The following is a 17,086-nucleotide window of genomic DNA, read 5'->3' as shown; positions in this document are numbered from 1 at the left end:
ATCCCACCTTCAAGTAATAAGTCTCTACTTATTTTATCATGTCTGCTACTCGTTTTCGCGTTTCACTATCTACCGCTAAAATTGTCTCAAGATCTGGCTGTACAATTGTCTTATGCTCGTGCATGATACGTTCAATCGTTTCATCAATTGCTAAAAACGATAACTCACCGCGTAAAAATGCAGCAACAGCCGCTTCATTGGCTGCGTTCATCGCTGTTAAAATCGTACCACCTTCACGTCCTGCATCATAAGCAAGTTGCAATGCCCTATAGCGCTTAAAATCCATTTCTTCGAAGTGAAGCTGTCCAATCTCCGCTAAGTTTAAGCGTTTACCTTGCTGCAATGTGATGCGTTCCGGGTACGTTAGCGCATATTGGATTGGTACACGCATATCTGGTGTGCCTAGTTGAGCAATGACGCTCGTATCATCAAACTCTACCATCGAGTGAATGATACTCTCACGGTGAAGCAAGACATCAATATTATCGTAAGGCATATCAAACAGTACATGAGCTTCAATTACCTCAAGCCCTTTATTCATCATAGTTGCCGAATCAATCGTAATCTTAGCACCCATGGACCAGTTTGGGTGATTAAGTGCATCTTTAACCGTCACGTTTTTAAGTTCGTCACGCGTTTTATCACGGAAACTTCCTCCTGAAGCTGTAATGACTAAACGTGAAATATTTTTAGGGTTTTCGCCATTCATCGCTTGGAATAATGCGGAGTGTTCGCTGTCTACAGGCAAAATGGGCGCGTTGTATTTTTTAGCTTCTTTCATTACTAAATGGCCAGCTGTTACTAGCGTTTCTTTATTAGCGATGGCAATCGTTTTACCCATTTTAATCGCTGCTAATGTCGAAGCAAGTCCTACGCTACCTAACACAGCATTCACTAATACGGTTGTCTGAGGATGGGTAGCAACTTCTACTAAACCTTCTGCGCCATAAGTAAAAGTAACTTTTGGAAACAGGCGTTGTAACGTTGCTGCATCACTCGCTCGTTGTACAGATACGAGCTCTGGCTCAAGCGCCTTAATAATTTCTGTCGTTTTTTCGATATTTTTACCCGCTGCGAGTGCTACAAGTTTAAAAGCTTGTGGGTTGCTGCGAATAATATCAATCGTTTGTAAACCGATAGAGCCTGTCGCTCCAAGTAAACTAATTTTTTTCATATTACATTTCCTTTCCTTAGCCTACAAATTGTAGGAAGTGCAGTAATGGTAAGACGAATAAGAGGCTGTCGAAGCGGTCTAAAATACCGCCATGCCCTGGTAATAATGTGCCTGAATCTTTTACGTCGTAATGGCGTTTAATTGCAGACTCTACTAAGTCACCCATTTGACCGAAAATAGACGCTACAATCGTTACAGCAATAAGTGCAAGCCACGAACTCGTAATAGGGTGTAAAAATTGCATTACGCTCGCAAAAATTACAGCAATGACAATGCCACCAACAAAGCCTTCGATTGTTTTATTTGGCGAAATTTCAGGCCATAGCTTATTTTTCCCTAATTTACGTCCTACAAAATAAGCACCTGAGTCGGTCGTCCAAACGATTAGTAAGGCAAATACGACAAACTCCAGTCCGATAAAGCGCGTTTCAATGAAATAATGGAAACCTAGACCGACATAAAAAACGCTCGCCATAATAAAGCCAACATCATCAAAAGTAAATGTATTTTTAATGACTACGGTATACACGAGCAATAAAATGAAAGCAAAAAATATGATTTCCATCTTACCTAACGTCGTCACATCTTCTACCGTTTGTGCCCAAGAGGTCGGTAATAATAAACCCGCTAAAGCGATGCCTCCTAATACACCTGGCACCGACGTAATCGCAATCTTTTTCATGCGTAAAATTTCAAAAAAACCAACTGCTGCCATAGCGAATACTAAAACAGCAAACGGCCATTTTCCATAGACAACAAAAGGAATAAATAATGCTGCTGCTATGACTGCCGTTATAATTCGTTGTTTCACTTCGTTTCTTCTCCTTTCAAACCACCATAACGTCGATTGCGTTTTTGATAGCTCATCACAGCATCTAAAAAAGCTGCTTCGTTGAAGTCGGGCCATAACATATCCGTAAACCATAATTCCGTGTAAGCGAGTTGCCATAGCATAAAATTGCTGAGTCGTACTTCCCCACTCGTTCGTATGAGTAAATCAGGCTCAGGTAAGTGAGCTGTCATCAAGTGTGCTGTAATGCAATCTTCATCTACTTGCTCTGCTGTTAACTCCCCTTCAGCTACACGCATCATAATGGCCTTCATCGCCTTAACCATTTCATCACGGCTACCATAATTTAACGCGAAGTTTAGCACGAGCCCTGTGTTATGCTTTGTCGTCTCCATTGCTTCTGTCAATGCTTTTTGCGTATGTAAAGGTAAGACACTCGAGTCTCCAATCGTTTCTACGCGTACATTGCGCTCAATTAACTCTGGTAAAAATGTATCTAAAAAATCGACAGGTAGACGCATTAAAAAATCGACCTCATCTTTTGGGCGTTTCCAATTTTCTGTAGAAAACGCATAGACCGTAAGTGCTTTAACACCAATTTCTGAAGCACAGCGCGTAATCTTTTTAACGGTTTTCATCCCTTCTCGATGACCTGCTACACGGGGTAACGCACGTTTCTTTGCCCAACGACCATTGCCGTCCATAATAATCGCAATATGAGAAGGAACTGCCTCGCGCATACATTCTGATTTACGTTGTTCTATAGTTAGCGCCGTATTCGCTTTGTTTCCTAAAAAGTTTTTAAACATGATAATTCCTCCACTACAATTAATCGGACGTTTACTACATAATCATATCAAAAATAGCGTACTTTTGCTTTGTTTATTTCAGTAAAAAAAGCGTCCTGCAAAATAGGACGCCTGTCATTCGGAAAAGTTTAATTATACTTCTAAAATTTCTTTTTCTTTTTCTTTTGCGATATCATCGATTTTAGCAATATATGAGTCTGTTAACTTTTGTACATCTTCCGTTAAGCTGTGTAGCTCATCTTCTGTAATGTCACTTGCTTTTTCTGATTTTTTCAAATCATCATTCGCGTCACGTCGTACATTACGCACAGCAATTTTAGCATTTTCAGCTTCTTTGCCAACAAGTTTTACTAATTCTTTACGACGTTCTTCTGTTAAAGCTGGAATCATAATACGAATTACTGAACCATCATTCGTTGGTGTAATTCCTAAATCAGAACGTAAAATTGCTTTTTCAATTTCACCTAAAACTGTTTTATCATACGGCTGAATTACTAGTAAACGTGCTTCTGGTACCGAAATTCCTGCCATTTGGTTTAATGGTGTTGGTGCTCCGTAGTATTCTACTTCAATACGATCTAGTAAAGAAGCATTAGCACGACCAGCACGAATTGATGCTAATTCACGTGTATAAGAGCTAATTGATTTTTCCATTTTGTCTTTCGCTTCTGTTAAAATTGCGTTTGCCATTATGCATTCCTCCTAACAACTGTTCCAATTTTTTCACCTTGTACGGCGCGTTTAATATTACCGCTCTCTGTAATAGAGAATACAATAAGTGGGATATCATTGTCCATACATAGTGTAGATGCTGTTGAATCCATTACTTGCAATCCTTGTTGGATTACGTCTAAGTACGAGAGTGTGTCGTATTTAACTGCTGCTGTATCTACTTTAGGATCTGCAGAATAAACACCGTCAACATTGTTTTTGGCCATTAAAATGGCATCTGCATCAATTTCTGCTGCACGTAAAGCGGCTGTAGTATCTGTTGAGAAGAATGGGTTACCTGTACCTGCCGCGAAAATAACGACGCGTTTTTTCTCTAAATGACGCACCGCTTTACGACGAATATAAGGTTCCGCTACTTGCGTCATAACGATTGACGATTGCACGCGTGTTTCGATACCTAGCTTCTCTAAAGCGTCTTGAAGCGCAAGTGAGTTCATTACTGTAGCTAGCATACCCATATAGTCTGCTGCCGCACGATCCATGCCCATCTCACTACCAATTTTACCACGCCAAATATTACCGCCACCTACAACGACTGCAACTTCTACACCTAAATCTACTACTTCTTTCACTTCTTTTGCTACAGACTTGATTACTTCTGGTAGTAAACCAAAACCTGCGTCACCTGCTAACGCCTCACCGCTTAGTTTAATGACTACTCGTTTATATTGTGGCACACTCATTTACTTAAACCCTCCATCAGACTTTTATTTCGTGTATGTATGCACATACTTTCGTTTTTTTCCAAAAAACAGGGAACACGAAAGTAACTGTGTTCCCTTTATGAGTTGGTATTAAATTAGCTAAACGATATTCAACTGATACGCAAATATCGTTTCAGTCTAAATTAGTTACCTTTAACTTGGCTCATTACTTCTTCAGCAAAGTTATCTTCGCGTTTTTCAATACCTTCACCAACAGCGTAACGTACGAATGATACTAATTCGCCACCTGCTGCTTTAACGAAATCACGAACTTTTTGATCTGGGTTTTTAACGAAAGATTGGTCTAATACACATACTTCTTCAAAGTATTTGCCAAGACGACCTTCTACCATTTTTGCAACGATGTTTTCTGGTTTGCCTTCGTTTAACGCTTGCTCTGTTAATACTTTGCGCTCGCGCTCTACTTCGTCAGCAGAAACTTCATCACGTGAGATGTATTTTGGATCTAATGCAGCGATGTGCATTGCAACGTCTTTAGCTACTGACTCGTCAGTTGTGCCTTCAACTACTGTTAACACACCAATTTTACCGCCCATGTGTAAGTAAGGACCGAATGCATCTGCATCTGTTTTTGTTTTAATTTCGAAACGACGTAATGTGATTTTCTCACCAATTGTTGCAACAGCTGTAGAGATTTGATCAACAATTTTTACGCCTTCTGCGTTTGTTAATTCTAAAGCTTCTTCTACTGAAGCTGGTTTAGCAGCAAGAATTTGCTCAGCAAGACCTGATACTAAAGCTTGGAACTTGTCATTTTTCGCAACAAAGTCAGTTTCAGCATTTACTTCTAAAATAATTGCTTCATTACCTTGTACTAAAATGTAGCTTGTACCTTCTGCAGCTACACGGTCAGCTTTTTTAGAAGCTGAAGATAAACCTTTTTCACGTAAAAAGTCGATAGCAGCTTCGATGTTACCATCAGTTTCTACTAAAGCTTTTTTACAGTCCATCATACCTGCGCCTGTTTTTTCACGTAGTTCTTTTACTAATTGTGCAGTGATTGCCATGTTAATTTCCTCCTCAAAGTTGTGTTGCATCTATTATGTTTTAAAAAAAGGTGATAAGGGTTTTGAGCCACCTATCACCTTCACATAAACGTGAGAATTACTCAGCTGATTCTTCAGCTGGCGCTTCTTCTTCACCTTGTTTAGACTCGATTAATGCGTCAGCCATTTTACCAGTTAATAATTTAACTGCGCGGATAGCATCGTCGTTAGCAGGGATTACGTAGTCGATTTCATCTGGGTCACAGTTTGTATCAACAATACCTACTAATGGAATGTTTAATTTGCGAGCTTCTGCTACTGCAATACGCTCTTTACGTGGGTCTACTACGAACATTACATCCGGTAAACCTTTCATATCACGGATACCGCCTAAGAATTTAACTAGACGTTCGTGTTCTTTTTTAAGTTGAACTACTTCTTTTTTAGGTAGTACATCAAATGTACCGTCCTCTTCCATTTTTTCGATTGCTTTCATACGAGCAACACGTTTTTGGATAGTTTCGAAGTTAGTTAAAGTACCACCTAACCAACGTTGGTTAATGTAGTAGTTACCAGAACGCTCTGCTTCTTCTTTGATAGCTTCTTGTGCTTGTTTTTTCGTACCAACGAAAAGAACTTTACCACCATCAGCACCAACTTGGCGCATGAAGTCATAAGCTTCCTCTAATTTTTTAACTGTTTTTTGTAAATCGATGATGTAGATACCGTTACGCTCAACGAAGATATATTTCTTCATTTTTGGGTTCCAACGGCGAGTTTGGTGACCGAAGTGTACACCAGCCTCAAGTAATTGTTTCATAGAAATTACTGACATGTTTGTTTCCTCCTAGTTTTGGTTAATTTCCTCCGCATTTATCAATTGCAACAAGCTACCCCGCAAAGGGCACCACTTACTACATCAAAATGCGTGTGTAGTGATAACACCATTTGATAATATACCATAGTTGCTATAGCTTAGGCAACTATTTTACGCTCTAAACTTTAATAACAGCTCGATTTCAGTTTTGCCTTTTTGCAAACGCTTTGCAATTTCCTCTATGGTTAGCCCTTGTTCTTGTAATGATATGGCTTGCTGTACAAGCGTTGGTGCTGAAGAGCTCTCCTGTTCTTTTTGTACTACCGCTTCCTCTACTTTAGGTGTCGTATGTGTTTCTTGCTGTTGATATGCCTTTGCGACAGTTTTTTTAGGCATTACTACACGCGGCTTCTTTACTTCTACTTTAGGTAGTGGTACTTCAGTTGCCTCTACAAAATCCACACTGCTCTCCGCTTTAACTACTACAGGTCCACTCGGCTTCGTTGCAGTCAGCTGCGCAATAAAGCGGTCATTTTCCTCACGCATTTGCAATAAATACGCACTAATTGTCGTATCCATATCGCGCATTAAGCGGTTTTGCTTCTCCTCAAGTTGATTGAAGCGCGCTATTTTCACTTGTAAAAGTACGATAAAGAAGAAGGCTAAAATTTGTAGTATAAAGAGAACGACAATACTAACAATCATTACGTAAAACTCCTATCCACTAAAATCCACAAAGTTTCCTTTAAAAGGATGGTGGGTGTTTTTTTTCGCTTCTTTTTGTTGCTCTTTTTTGCGTTGCTCTGCCTCGTATTGTTGTTGCTTACCTTCTTCATCATTAATACCGTCCATCTCCTCAGACGTATTGACAATTTTTTGTTGACGCTCGATTTCTTTTTTTAATGCCTCGTTGGCATTCATTTGGTTCACTTGGTTTTGTTGCTGTGCTTGGTCTAACATCTTACCCGCATCAAACGTTTTAGGTATCGCGATTTGAAGTTCTACACCCTTTAAACTCATCGCCATCACTCCTTATGATTTCATAGCATCCTTCGTTAATAACTCTCTTAGTTTAAACAATGCTTTTGAATGAATTTGTGAAATACGTGAAGTCGATAACCCAAGTACTTCACCGATTTCAGTTAATGTCATTTCATCAGAGTAAAATAAACTAACGACCAATTGCTCATTCTTATTAAGCTTTTCGATATGACGTACTAGCTCCCCTAACAACTCGGTATGCACAATTTGCTGTTCTGGTGTTCTTGTATGATCGTCACGAATAACGAAAGCTTTGCCTTCAAAATCATCTAACTCTTGTTGCTCATTAATAGATAACACATTGGCAAAATAGTGTTCTTGTACGGTTTTATATACTTCTTCTACTGGCATATTCATTTCTCTAGCGATTTCTTCAGGCGTAGCATGACGTTGTAAGCGTTGTTCTAATTGTTCAATGCTTGCATCAAGTTTTTTTGCTTTATCGCGAGCAGAACGAGGTAGCCAGTCTTCTTTACGTAAGCCATCAATGATTGCACCTCTTACACGAAATGAAGCGTACGTATCAAATTTTAAATCCCGTGCAGTATCGAATTTATTTAACGCATCAAATAAACCTAGCATCGCTAAGCTTGTTAAATCATCGCGTGATACGCTCTTTGGAAGCCCTACACTTATGCGCTGTACATGATACGTTACGAGCGGCATGTATTTTTTTACGAGTAAATCACCTGCTTTAGGATCACGACTTTTCGTCCAACGCTGCCAAAGGATTTGCTCTTCGCGATTTTTTTGCGTCATGTAATCCCCGCCTTTCTAAAAATTCATTTTATTTCTCATTGTAGCAAATTTCCTTTTAAAGTTCATGTCTGTACCAACTTTTCCGAAAAAAAAAGACTGTTTTTGTATCAAGCGAAACAAAAACAATCTCTTTTGCTACGAAGCCATTTGATCGTCATTCATCATTGTTTTAACTGCTTTCGCTACTTCTTCAGGATTTTCTTCTGCAAATTCTTCAGCCGTTGCAGAAGACGGAATTGCAGCTTCTTCTATCTCTTCCTCTACTTCCTCCTCTTTCTCAGGTGTATAAAGTACATAAGAGATTAAAAAGCGAATGACATATGTAACGATAAAACCGATTACAGCAGCTACAAACGATTTAATAATAATCGCAAGTGGTGCGCCAGGTCCCATAAAATTCAGAAAAAAATAAGTAGAGAAGGCCAAAAGAGCTCCCCAAAAATTATATAAAATCGAACCATACAACATTAGATTTCGCTCACTCCTTGATTCACCGTTCGTACCATCAGCATAGCCGTCTCCGGGTTGAATTCAATCGTTCTACCACTGCTTCCACCAGTATCCTCTGCTACGATACGCACACCATTTTTTCGCAATGCTTGTTTCACTGCCTCTACATTGCGCGGTCCGATTCGCATAGAATCTTGATCGGAAGAAAATTTGAACATTTGTGCACCACCTGCGATTTTTGCTTTTAAGCTAAATTTCTGTACCCCTTGCTTGCTTAATGTATCAATCATCGCATCAATGCCCGTATCAGCAAATTTAGCTACGTTTCCCGGTAATACTTTTCCTAACTTCGAGTCGGGTAACATAATATGAATTAAACCTGCAATTTTTTTACGCTCGTCATATAATACGACGCCCACACACGACCCAAGCCCTGACGTTCTAATCGTTTCGGGCGCTTTTGCCACATCCATTTGTGCAATTCCTACTTTCACTACCTTGTTCGTGCTAAACACGCTTACGATACTCCTAGCGCATTAAATATCGCAGAAAAGGAAGACGGTTCAGGTAGCAAGAAGAAATGCCCTTTCACAGATTCACTCGGTTCTAAACCTTCTTCTAAAATGGATGTATTAATAACAATAACATGGTCGCTAACATGTGATATTTCAATTAATCCTGTACTAATTATCGCACCAAACATATCTACGCTCAACCCTGGTACAGTAGGGTAAATTTTTAATCCTGTAAAATCTGAAAACGCTGATAAATAAGAACCAGATAAAATATTACCCATTTCTTGCATAGCTGACATACCAATTTCAGCTACAGGCACTTTACCAAAATCAAACTGTTCATCTTGTATTAAGCGTCGAATGAAGCGATTCGCTTGTTCTACAGGTAAAATGAAGAACATACTGCCTAAAGCATCGCCTTCAATACGTAAATAGATGCCTACGACTACCTTCTCAGGTCCACCGACTAATTCCATCATATCATTAAACGACACCATCTCGACTTTTGGTACATGCATATCAATCTTTTTATTTAACAACATCGATAACGAGGTGGCAGCATGGGCCGCGCCAATATTACCGATTTCTTTAAGTACATCTAAATGGAGCGATGTAATTTGGTTATCCATAGTTGCTGCCACTGCCTCCTATTGTTGTAACGTAACGAGTACTTTCTCAAGTTGTAATAAAATTAATAATCGATTGTTCAAACGAGCTACGCCTGAAATAAATTCTTCTTCTACAGTCCCTACCACTTCAGGTTGAGGCTCAATCGATTTCATATTAATATCAACTACATCATTTGCTGAATCTACGATAAAACCAACTTCTGTATCTTTAATTGAGACAATAATAATACGCGTTGAATCTTGATTATCTGAAGCAGGTAGTGAGAAACGCTCTCGTAAATCAATAATTGGCGTTACTACACCGCGTAAATTGATAACACCTTTTACATAATTCGGTGTCTTTGGCACACGCGTAATATGCATTAAACGCTCAATACCTTGTACGCGCGATACCGGAATTGCGTATTCCTTATCCTCGAGCTGGAATACAATTACTTTCATACTTTCTTGTTCTGTAACTGTTGACATCGTATAACACCTCTCATTCCCTTATTTAATTAATGCGTTGCAATCTACAATTAACGCTACTTTACCGTTGCCTAAAATGGTAGCTCCTGAAATCGCAAAGATATTTGTTAAATAATCACCGAGTGATTTTAAGACGATTTCTTGTTGACCAATAAATGAATCAACGACTAAACCAGCTAACTTCTCACCTTTGCGCACGACTACAACTGAATGGAACTCATCGCTTGCAGGTGCTGTACGTGGTACTTCAAAGATTTCTTCTAAGAACACAAGCGGCACTACTGTACCACGGTAATTAATTACCTTTTGATTGTGCGCACTTAAAATTTCTTCTTTTTTAATAATGGACGTTTCAATAATTGACGATAGTGGGATGGCATAAATTTCTTGTTCGATTTCCACTAACATTACAGAAATAATAGATAATGTTAAAGGCAACTGAATCGAGAAGATAGAACCTGAATCTTGAATCGAATCAATGGAGATATTTCCACCTAATGATTCAATTGTCGTTTTCACTACGTCTAAGCCGACACCGCGACCTGAAACATCTGAAATTTGATCAGCAGTTGAGAAACCTGATGCTAAAATTAATTCGTTAATTTGTTTATCAGTCATAGCATCTGCTGTTTCTTGACTAACTACACCTTTTGCTAGTGCTTTTGCTAGTACTTTTTCTTTATTAATCCCTGCTCCATCGTCTTCAATTTCGATAAACACATGGTTACCGCTATGATAAGCACGTAATACGACTGTACCTTCTGCAGGTTTGCCTTTTGCTATACGCGCTTCCGGACTTTCAATACCATGGTCGACTGAATTTCGAATTAAGTGGACTAGCGGATCCCCAATTTCATCAATAACGGTACGATCTAACTCTGTTTCCGCTCCAATAATTTCAAGGTTAATTTTTTTATTTAACTCTCGTGACAGCTGGCGAATCATTTTAGGGAAACGATTAAATACGGTTTCTACAGGAACCATGCGCATCGTTAAAATAATATTTTGTAAATCTCCCATTACACGGCTCATGCGCTCTACCGTTTCATTTAACTCATTGTGGTTAACCTCTGTTGAGATAGATTGTAAACGACCACGGTCAATGACTAACTCTTCAAATAAGTTCATTAAAATATCTAAGCGTTCAATGTTAACACGAATTGTTTTACTACCTACCATAGCCGAAGCTTTTTGTGCTTTTTTCGCAGGTTTACTCTCTTGCTTAGCAGGCGCTTGTGCCTTAGCTGGCTCTACTTTTTCTTCTACAGGCGGTGCTGGTTCTTTTGTTGCAAAAGAAGCTTCTGTAAGCTCCGTAATATCTGCGGTCGCTACTTCAGACACTTTCATAATTTTCGCTTGTAAATCTTCAACATTTTCCTGTGTTAAAAATGCAACGTGGAAAGTGCTGTCAAACTTTTCTTCCTCTAGCTCTTCAATCGTTGGAGAAGTTTTAACGATTTCACCTTCTTTTTCTAGCACTTGGAATACCATAATGACACGCGCAGCTTTTAATAGGCAGTCATCACGTAATGTCACGCTAATTTCATAAGCTTTAAACGCTTGTTCAAACGATTGCATAATAATTGTTTTTTCGTAATCATCATAGGCTAACGTCGTATCTGCAGGCGCTCCCGTTTCAGCCGGTGCCTCACTGACAACTGGTGCTACTACCGCTTCCTCACCAGATTCAATTTGCTTTAATAGCGCTACTGTAGATTCCACATCTCGCTTGCCGTCACCACCTGCTGCAATATCCATAACCATTTCTTCTAAATGATCTACAGACTCAAAAACAACGTCTAAAATCTCTGGTGTTACCCCAATTTTTTCATTACGAATCGCATCTAAAACGTTTTCCATCTTATGTGTTAAATTTGCTAAGTCTTCAAACCCCATCGTTGCAGACATACCTTTTAACGTATGTGCTGAACGGAAAATTTCTCCTACAATCGTCAAATCTTCAGGGTTTTTTTCCAGCGCTAATAATTGCTCACTACACGATTGTAAATGTTCTTTACTTTCCTCAATAAACATCTCTAAATATTGATTGACATCCATATTTAAGCACCCCTTTTAAGGCAAATATTTCATTATCGTTTGTGCAATATCTTCAACAAAAACTACTTCATCTATAAGCTGCGTCTCCACGGCAGCTTTAGGCATACCATATACGATACAAGTTTCTGCTGATTCGGCTATCGCCACCGTGTTACCTGTTTGTTTAAGTTCAATTAAACCTTTTGAACCGTCAGAGCCCATACCTGTCATAATTACCGCTACTTTATCGAGCTCTTTAAATCGACTAACATCTTCATACATCACATCTACCGCTGGGCGATGCCCTGAACGTGCTGGTGCTTTATTATCTAAAGCAATAGCATAAGTGGTGCCTACTTTATTGACACGCAAATGATAGCCTCCTGGTGCTACGTAGGCATGTCCATTTTGTAAAATATCACCATGTTCAGCTTCTTTTACTGTTATTTTACTTAATTGATTAAGACGCTCTGCAAGTGACTTAGTAAAACCTGCTGGCATATGCTGAACAATTAATACCGGTGCTTTTATGTCAGCGGGCAACTTTGTAATAACTTGTTGAAGTGCTCTTGGTCCACCAGTAGATGTACCGATTAACACGATTTTTTTACTTGCTGCCGAAAAAGTAGGCCTCTTATTTTGCGGGCGCTTTGGTGTTTCCACAACCTGGCCAGGCTGAACGCTACGCGTAACTTTAACAGATGAGTTAAATTTACTTTTTGGCACCTTTAAGGCCTCTTCAACTGTTTCTATTAATTGATCTTTTATTTTATGCAAATCAAGTGAAATCGTACCGCTAGGTTTAGCTACAAAATCAAAAGCTCCGTACTCCATTGCGAGCAACGTGCTCTCTGTGCCTTCTCTTGTTTTACTCGATAACATCACAACGGGCATCGGATTTGTAGTCATGATTTCTTTCAAAGCTTCTAGCCCGTTCATTTCAGGCATCTCTACGTCTAAGGTCACAACGTCTGGTTTTAGCTGTTGCACTTTTTTTATAGCATCTTTACCATTTCTAGCTGTACCGATTACTTCGATTGTCGGGTGTCCTGCAAAAAAATCACTAATTAATTTCCTCATAAATGCTGAATCATCAACAATTAGCACTTTTTTCTTTGAGAAACTCAAAGCTAATCACGTCCTTTCGAAAAAATACTGCGTAATTTACTTAAAAAAGTAGTTGGCTGTTGACGTATTTGCTGCTCTTCTACAGGTTGTTCTAAAAAGCGTAAAACGAGCAAGCGCAACGCCTTCGTAACAGGCGCATTCGGATGACTAATAACAAAGGGTACTTGTTCACGAACGGCTTGTCTTACAGCTAAATCTTCAGGCAACGTACCTAATATTTGTATATCTTTTTCCAAAAAACGTGTCATGGCTAATTTTAATCGAGCCGTTGTTTCTTCACCTTCTTGTTTAGACAATGCACGGTTACAAATTAGGTAATACGATTTACTACTATCTTTTAAATGGATATATTTCATCATGGAATAAGCATCAGTAATAGCCGTTGGTTCTGCTGTTGTTATTACTATAACATCATCAATCGACATTAATAAGTCTAAAGACCAATTTGTTGCACCAGCGCCCATGTCAAATAAAATATAGTCATAGTTTTTTAACAATTCATCAAATGCTTCAATTAGACGAGAAAACATGCTTTCATCCCATTGCAATACCGACGTCATGCCAGAACCACCTGAAATATAATCCATACCATACGGTGCTTCAAAAATTACATTTTGTAACGGTTGCTCACCTGATAAATAATCACCTAGATTATAAGTCGCACTTTCACCTATCAAGATATGGATATTACCCATACCTATATCCATATCTAAAATCACAACTTTTTTATCTTGCTTAGTAAGCTGTAGCGCAAAGTTCATACAAAAATTACTTTTACCAACCCCGCCCTTACCACTTACGATGGCAATTGCCTTCCCTAAACCACCTTGCTCTTCCAACAACTTCATACGAAGTGACTCAGCTTGATCTCTCATAATGGCTCACCTTTAAAAAGTAAATGTAATAAATTATCTATCGTTGCTTCTTCAATATCTTCAGGGACTTCTTGCCCATCTGTATAGTAAGCAAGACCTTTATTATATTTAAGCATTAAATTAATAATCGTGCCAATAGAATTTGTTTCATCTACTTTTGTAAAGATAAATTTTTCCACAGGAATGTCAATAAATTGATCAATTACTGCTACCATATCGCTTTCTTTTGCTGTTGTTGTCAATACTAAAAATGACTCTGCATCTTCATTAAAATCAATTAATGCTCGTAAATCCTCAACATATTTACTCTCTTTATAATTTCTTCCTGCTGTATCTACGAATATTACATCAAGATGTGACAATTTTGTGAGCGCATTGTTATAATCTTCAAGATTATAGGCAATTTCGACTGGTGCTTGTAATAAGCCTGCATACGTTTTTAATTGTTCGATAGCCGCAATCCGATATGTATCGGTCGTAATGAAGCCAATCTTCTTTTTCTCCTGTAACACTGCTCTTGCTGCCATCTTTGCAATGGTCGTTGTTTTACCTACACCTGTAGGTCCTAAAACATGCACTTGTTTTTTCGTAAAGGAAATTCCACCCATTGGCAAATGTTGCAACGCTTTTTTAATTACAGTGCCACTGATTTCCTCAAAATCTTTAACCGTAATACTACCTTCATTTTCAAGATGCACAAAAAGCTCATCACGTATTGCTGTGATGAGCTCTTCTCCTAGCTCTTGACGGTGTAAATAGCTCAAAAAAGGTTGTAACGCTTCAGGTGTTATGTCCGGTTGCTTCGTTTGTTGTTGAACCGTTTGCATTAAACGCTTTAAATCTTCAATTTCTCGTTGTAATTGTTGTGAAATATCCTCTTGTACGCGTTCCTGCACAGGGGCTGAAACGGCTGCAGGAGGTGTTACTTTGTGTATTGCTGGTTGGGTTAACTCATCAATACCTGCTACTACTTCAAAACTTTTTTGTTTAACTAAACCGAATAATTTGCGTTTAGTAATAACTTTTGTATTTAAAATTACTGCGTCTTCTCCCAAATCTTCGCGAATTTTTTTCATCGCCTCTGGCATAGAAGATACAATGTATTTTTTCATCTTCAATTTACATTCACCACTCCAACACTTTGGATTTCAATCGCTGCATCTAATTCATTATAAGATAAAATAGGTACTTGTGGGAAATATCGCTCTGTTAATTGTCGCATATACATACGTATCGCTGGCGAACAAATAATAATGGCGTTTTGTTCCATAAAGGATACACGCTCTACTTCTGCAGCTACAGCTTCTAATATATTTTGAGAGTCTGTAGGGTCCATCGCTAAATAATTACCATGCTCTGTCTGCTGAATGCTATCGGCTAATTTTTTCTCCACTGTGCCTGATACCGTAATAACTTTTAATGCCTCTTGTTCTCCAACATATTGGGCCGTAATTTGTCTCGCCAATGCCTGTCGCACATACTCTGTTAATACGTCCGTATCACTCGTTAATTTAGCATAGTCTGCTAATGTTTCAAAGATAATCGGTAAGTTACGTACAGACACGTTTTCGCGTAATAATCGCTGCAACACTTTTTGTATTTCGCCAATAGATAGCGGTGTTGGCGTAAGCTCGTCCACTAATATTGGATATGTTTCATGTAAATGATCTACAAGTTGTTTCGTTTCTTGTCGACCTAATAATTCGTGTGCATTTGCACGTATGACTTCTGTTAAATGTGTAGAGACAACACTCGGTGGATCGACTACAGTGTAGCCAAACATCTCGGCATTTTCTTTTTCTTGTTCGGTAATCCACTTAGCTGGCAAACCAAAGGAAGGCTCAACGGTATCAATACCTTCAATTGTATCGTCATCACCAGGGCTCATCGCTAAATAGTGATCGAGTAATAACTCGCCTTTAGCCATTTCATTACCTTTTATTTTAATGCGATACTCATTCGGCTGTAATTGAATATTATCTCGAATGCGCACTACTGGAATAACAATGCCTAACTCTAACGCTAATTGTCTACGAATCATAACTACACGGTCAAGTAAGTCGCCACCTTGAGAAGCGTCCACTAATGGGATAAGCCCATAACCAAATTCAAATTCAATCGGATCTACTGTTAGTAAGTTAACGACATTCTCTGGACTCTTCATAACGTCTGTAGCTTCTTCTTCTTCAATTTCAAGCAGCTCTTCCTCATCTTCTGGCTTTTTACGATTCATCATATAAGCACCCAAAATTAATGAGCCGCCAACAGGAATAGTAATTAGCATTGGAATTGGGGTGAAAACACCTAGTAAAATAATCGTCCCCCCTGCGATATACATCAATTTAGCTTGCGCGAATAACTGATCCATAATATCGCCGCCAAGGCTACCTTTAGAAGATGCACGCGTTACAACAATACCTGTCGCTGTAGAAATTAAAAGGGCCGGAATTTGGGCTACAATACCATCACCTACAGTTAATTTAGAAAATTTTGTAGCCGCTTCTGCAAACTCCAAATCCATTTGCACAACACCGATAATTAAACCGAATAATAAGTTGATAATAACCATTACCATTGAGGCGATAGCATCACCTTTTACGAATTTTGTGGCACCATCCATCGCACCGTAAAAATCCGCTTCTCCTGAAACTTTTTCGCGGCGTTCGCGTGCTTCGCGCTCTGAAATCACACCAGCATTTAAATCCGCATCAATACTCATCTGCTTACCTGGCATCGCATCTAATGTAAAACGTGCTGCTACCTCTGCTACACGTTCCGAACCTTTAGTGATTACAATAAATTGAATTAACACTAAAATTAAGAATACGACTAGACCAACTAAAATATTACCGCCTACTACGAAGTCACCAAACGTATCGACAACTTGACCGGCATCACCATCCGCTAAAATAGCTCGTGTAGTTGATACACTAAGCCCTAAGCGAAATAAGGTTAACAATAAAATTACAGATGGAAAAATAGAAAAATCTAGCGCTTCTTTCATATTCATAGCTGTTAATAAAACCATCAAACCTAAAGATATGTTAATTACAATAAGAAAACTTAACATCCAAGGAGGTAGAGGAATAATGAGCATTGCTATAATCATAATAACCGCAGCTAATACCCCTATATCACGAACCTTCATTTT

The 17,086-nt window shown here is 38.8% G+C and carries 19 protein-coding genes; all 19 read right to left on the bottom strand.

Going from position 1 to position 17,086, the window contains the following annotated elements; genetic code table 11:
* Window positions 1-28 precede the first annotated feature (28 nt).
* Window positions 29-1,174, bottom strand: coding sequence for a 1-deoxy-D-xylulose-5-phosphate reductoisomerase (locus DDE80_RS01015; protein ID WP_108305828.1), 1,146 nt, complete (start codon window positions 1,172-1,174; stop codon window positions 29-31).
* Window positions 1,175-1,190: 16 nt separating this feature from the next.
* Window positions 1,191-1,985, bottom strand: a complete 795-nt coding sequence (locus DDE80_RS01010) for a phosphatidate cytidylyltransferase (protein ID WP_108305827.1) — start codon at window positions 1,983-1,985, stop codon at window positions 1,191-1,193.
* Window positions 1,982-2,773, bottom strand: coding sequence for an undecaprenyl pyrophosphate synthase (uppS, locus tag DDE80_RS01005; protein ID WP_108305826.1), 792 nt, complete (start codon window positions 2,771-2,773; stop codon window positions 1,982-1,984). The genes DDE80_RS01010 and uppS overlap by 4 nt, the downstream gene beginning before the upstream one ends.
* A gap of 132 nt (window positions 2,774-2,905) precedes the next feature.
* A complete protein-coding gene (gene frr / locus DDE80_RS01000) occupies window positions 2,906-3,463 on the bottom strand; it encodes a ribosome recycling factor (protein ID WP_108305825.1) in 558 nt (185 codons plus the stop codon).
* On the bottom strand, window positions 3,463-4,188 hold the full coding sequence (pyrH, locus tag DDE80_RS00995; RefSeq protein WP_108305824.1) for a UMP kinase: 726 nt from the start codon (window positions 4,186-4,188) through the stop codon (window positions 3,463-3,465). The genes frr and pyrH overlap by 1 nt, the downstream gene beginning before the upstream one ends.
* A 164-nt stretch (window positions 4,189-4,352) precedes the next feature.
* Window positions 4,353-5,237 carry a translation elongation factor Ts gene (gene tsf / locus DDE80_RS00990; RefSeq protein ID WP_108305823.1) on the bottom strand — a complete coding sequence of 295 codons (885 nt, stop codon included), beginning with the start codon at window positions 5,235-5,237 and terminating at the stop codon, window positions 4,353-4,355.
* A gap of 97 nt (window positions 5,238-5,334) precedes the next feature.
* Window positions 5,335-6,051 carry a 30S ribosomal protein S2 gene (rpsB, locus tag DDE80_RS00985; protein WP_108305822.1) on the bottom strand — a complete coding sequence of 239 codons (717 nt, stop codon included), beginning with the start codon at window positions 6,049-6,051 and terminating at the stop codon, window positions 5,335-5,337.
* Between the two features lie 153 nt (window positions 6,052-6,204).
* Window positions 6,205-6,738, bottom strand: a complete 534-nt coding sequence (locus tag DDE80_RS00980; protein ID WP_108305821.1) for a DUF6115 domain-containing protein — start codon at window positions 6,736-6,738, stop codon at window positions 6,205-6,207.
* 12 nt (window positions 6,739-6,750) lie between these two features.
* Window positions 6,751-7,053 carry an RNA polymerase subunit sigma gene (locus DDE80_RS00975; RefSeq protein WP_108305820.1) on the bottom strand — a complete coding sequence of 101 codons (303 nt, stop codon included), beginning with the start codon at window positions 7,051-7,053 and terminating at the stop codon, window positions 6,751-6,753.
* Window positions 7,054-7,065: 12 nt separating this feature from the next.
* Entirely contained in the window at window positions 7,066-7,833 is a 768-nt protein-coding gene (locus DDE80_RS00970; RefSeq protein ID WP_108305819.1) for a FliA/WhiG family RNA polymerase sigma factor, read from the bottom strand.
* 135 nt (window positions 7,834-7,968) lie between these two features.
* Window positions 7,969-8,301 carry a hypothetical protein gene (locus DDE80_RS00965; protein ID WP_235612235.1) on the bottom strand — a complete coding sequence of 111 codons (333 nt, stop codon included), beginning with the start codon at window positions 8,299-8,301 and terminating at the stop codon, window positions 7,969-7,971.
* Window positions 8,301-8,756: a chemotaxis protein CheD gene (locus tag DDE80_RS00960; RefSeq protein WP_108305885.1), complete on the bottom strand. Its 456-nt coding sequence runs from the start codon at window positions 8,754-8,756 to the stop codon at window positions 8,301-8,303. Before DDE80_RS00960 ends, DDE80_RS00965 begins: the two co-directional genes overlap by 1 nt.
* 44 nt (window positions 8,757-8,800) lie before the next feature.
* Window positions 8,801-9,427, bottom strand: a complete 627-nt coding sequence (locus DDE80_RS00955) for a chemotaxis protein CheC (RefSeq protein WP_108305818.1) — start codon at window positions 9,425-9,427, stop codon at window positions 8,801-8,803.
* A gap of 18 nt (window positions 9,428-9,445) precedes the next feature.
* Window positions 9,446-9,895, bottom strand: coding sequence for a chemotaxis protein CheW (locus DDE80_RS00950; RefSeq protein ID WP_108305817.1), 450 nt, complete (start codon window positions 9,893-9,895; stop codon window positions 9,446-9,448).
* Window positions 9,896-9,916: 21 nt separating this feature from the next.
* Window positions 9,917-11,953 carry a chemotaxis protein CheA gene (locus DDE80_RS00945; protein ID WP_108305816.1) on the bottom strand — a complete coding sequence of 679 codons (2,037 nt, stop codon included), beginning with the start codon at window positions 11,951-11,953 and terminating at the stop codon, window positions 9,917-9,919.
* 15 nt (window positions 11,954-11,968) lie between these two features.
* Entirely contained in the window at window positions 11,969-13,012 is a 1,044-nt protein-coding gene (locus DDE80_RS00940) for a protein-glutamate methylesterase/protein-glutamine glutaminase (RefSeq protein WP_235612244.1), read from the bottom strand.
* A 50-nt stretch (window positions 13,013-13,062) separates the two neighbouring features.
* The gene (locus tag DDE80_RS00935; RefSeq protein WP_108305814.1) at window positions 13,063-13,935 is read right to left on the bottom strand and encodes a MinD/ParA family protein; all 873 of its coding nucleotides are present in this window, start codon (window positions 13,933-13,935) and stop codon (window positions 13,063-13,065) included.
* Window positions 13,932-15,053, bottom strand: coding sequence for a flagellar biosynthesis GTPase FlhF (gene flhF / locus DDE80_RS00930; RefSeq protein ID WP_108305813.1), 1,122 nt, complete (start codon window positions 15,051-15,053; stop codon window positions 13,932-13,934). Before flhF ends, DDE80_RS00935 begins: the two co-directional genes overlap by 4 nt.
* Window positions 15,050-17,083 (bottom strand): flagellar biosynthesis protein FlhA, encoded by a 2,034-nt coding sequence (gene flhA / locus DDE80_RS00925; RefSeq protein ID WP_108305812.1) that lies wholly within the window; start codon window positions 17,081-17,083, stop codon window positions 15,050-15,052. The genes flhF and flhA overlap by 4 nt, the downstream gene beginning before the upstream one ends.
* Window positions 17,084-17,086 lie beyond the last annotated feature (3 nt).

The organism is Metalysinibacillus jejuensis (genome assembly GCF_003057615.1).
In the GTDB taxonomy this organism is placed as follows: domain Bacteria; phylum Bacillota; class Bacilli; order Bacillales_A; family Planococcaceae; genus Metalysinibacillus; species Metalysinibacillus jejuensis.
This window is presented reverse-complemented; position numbering and strand designations above follow the sequence as displayed.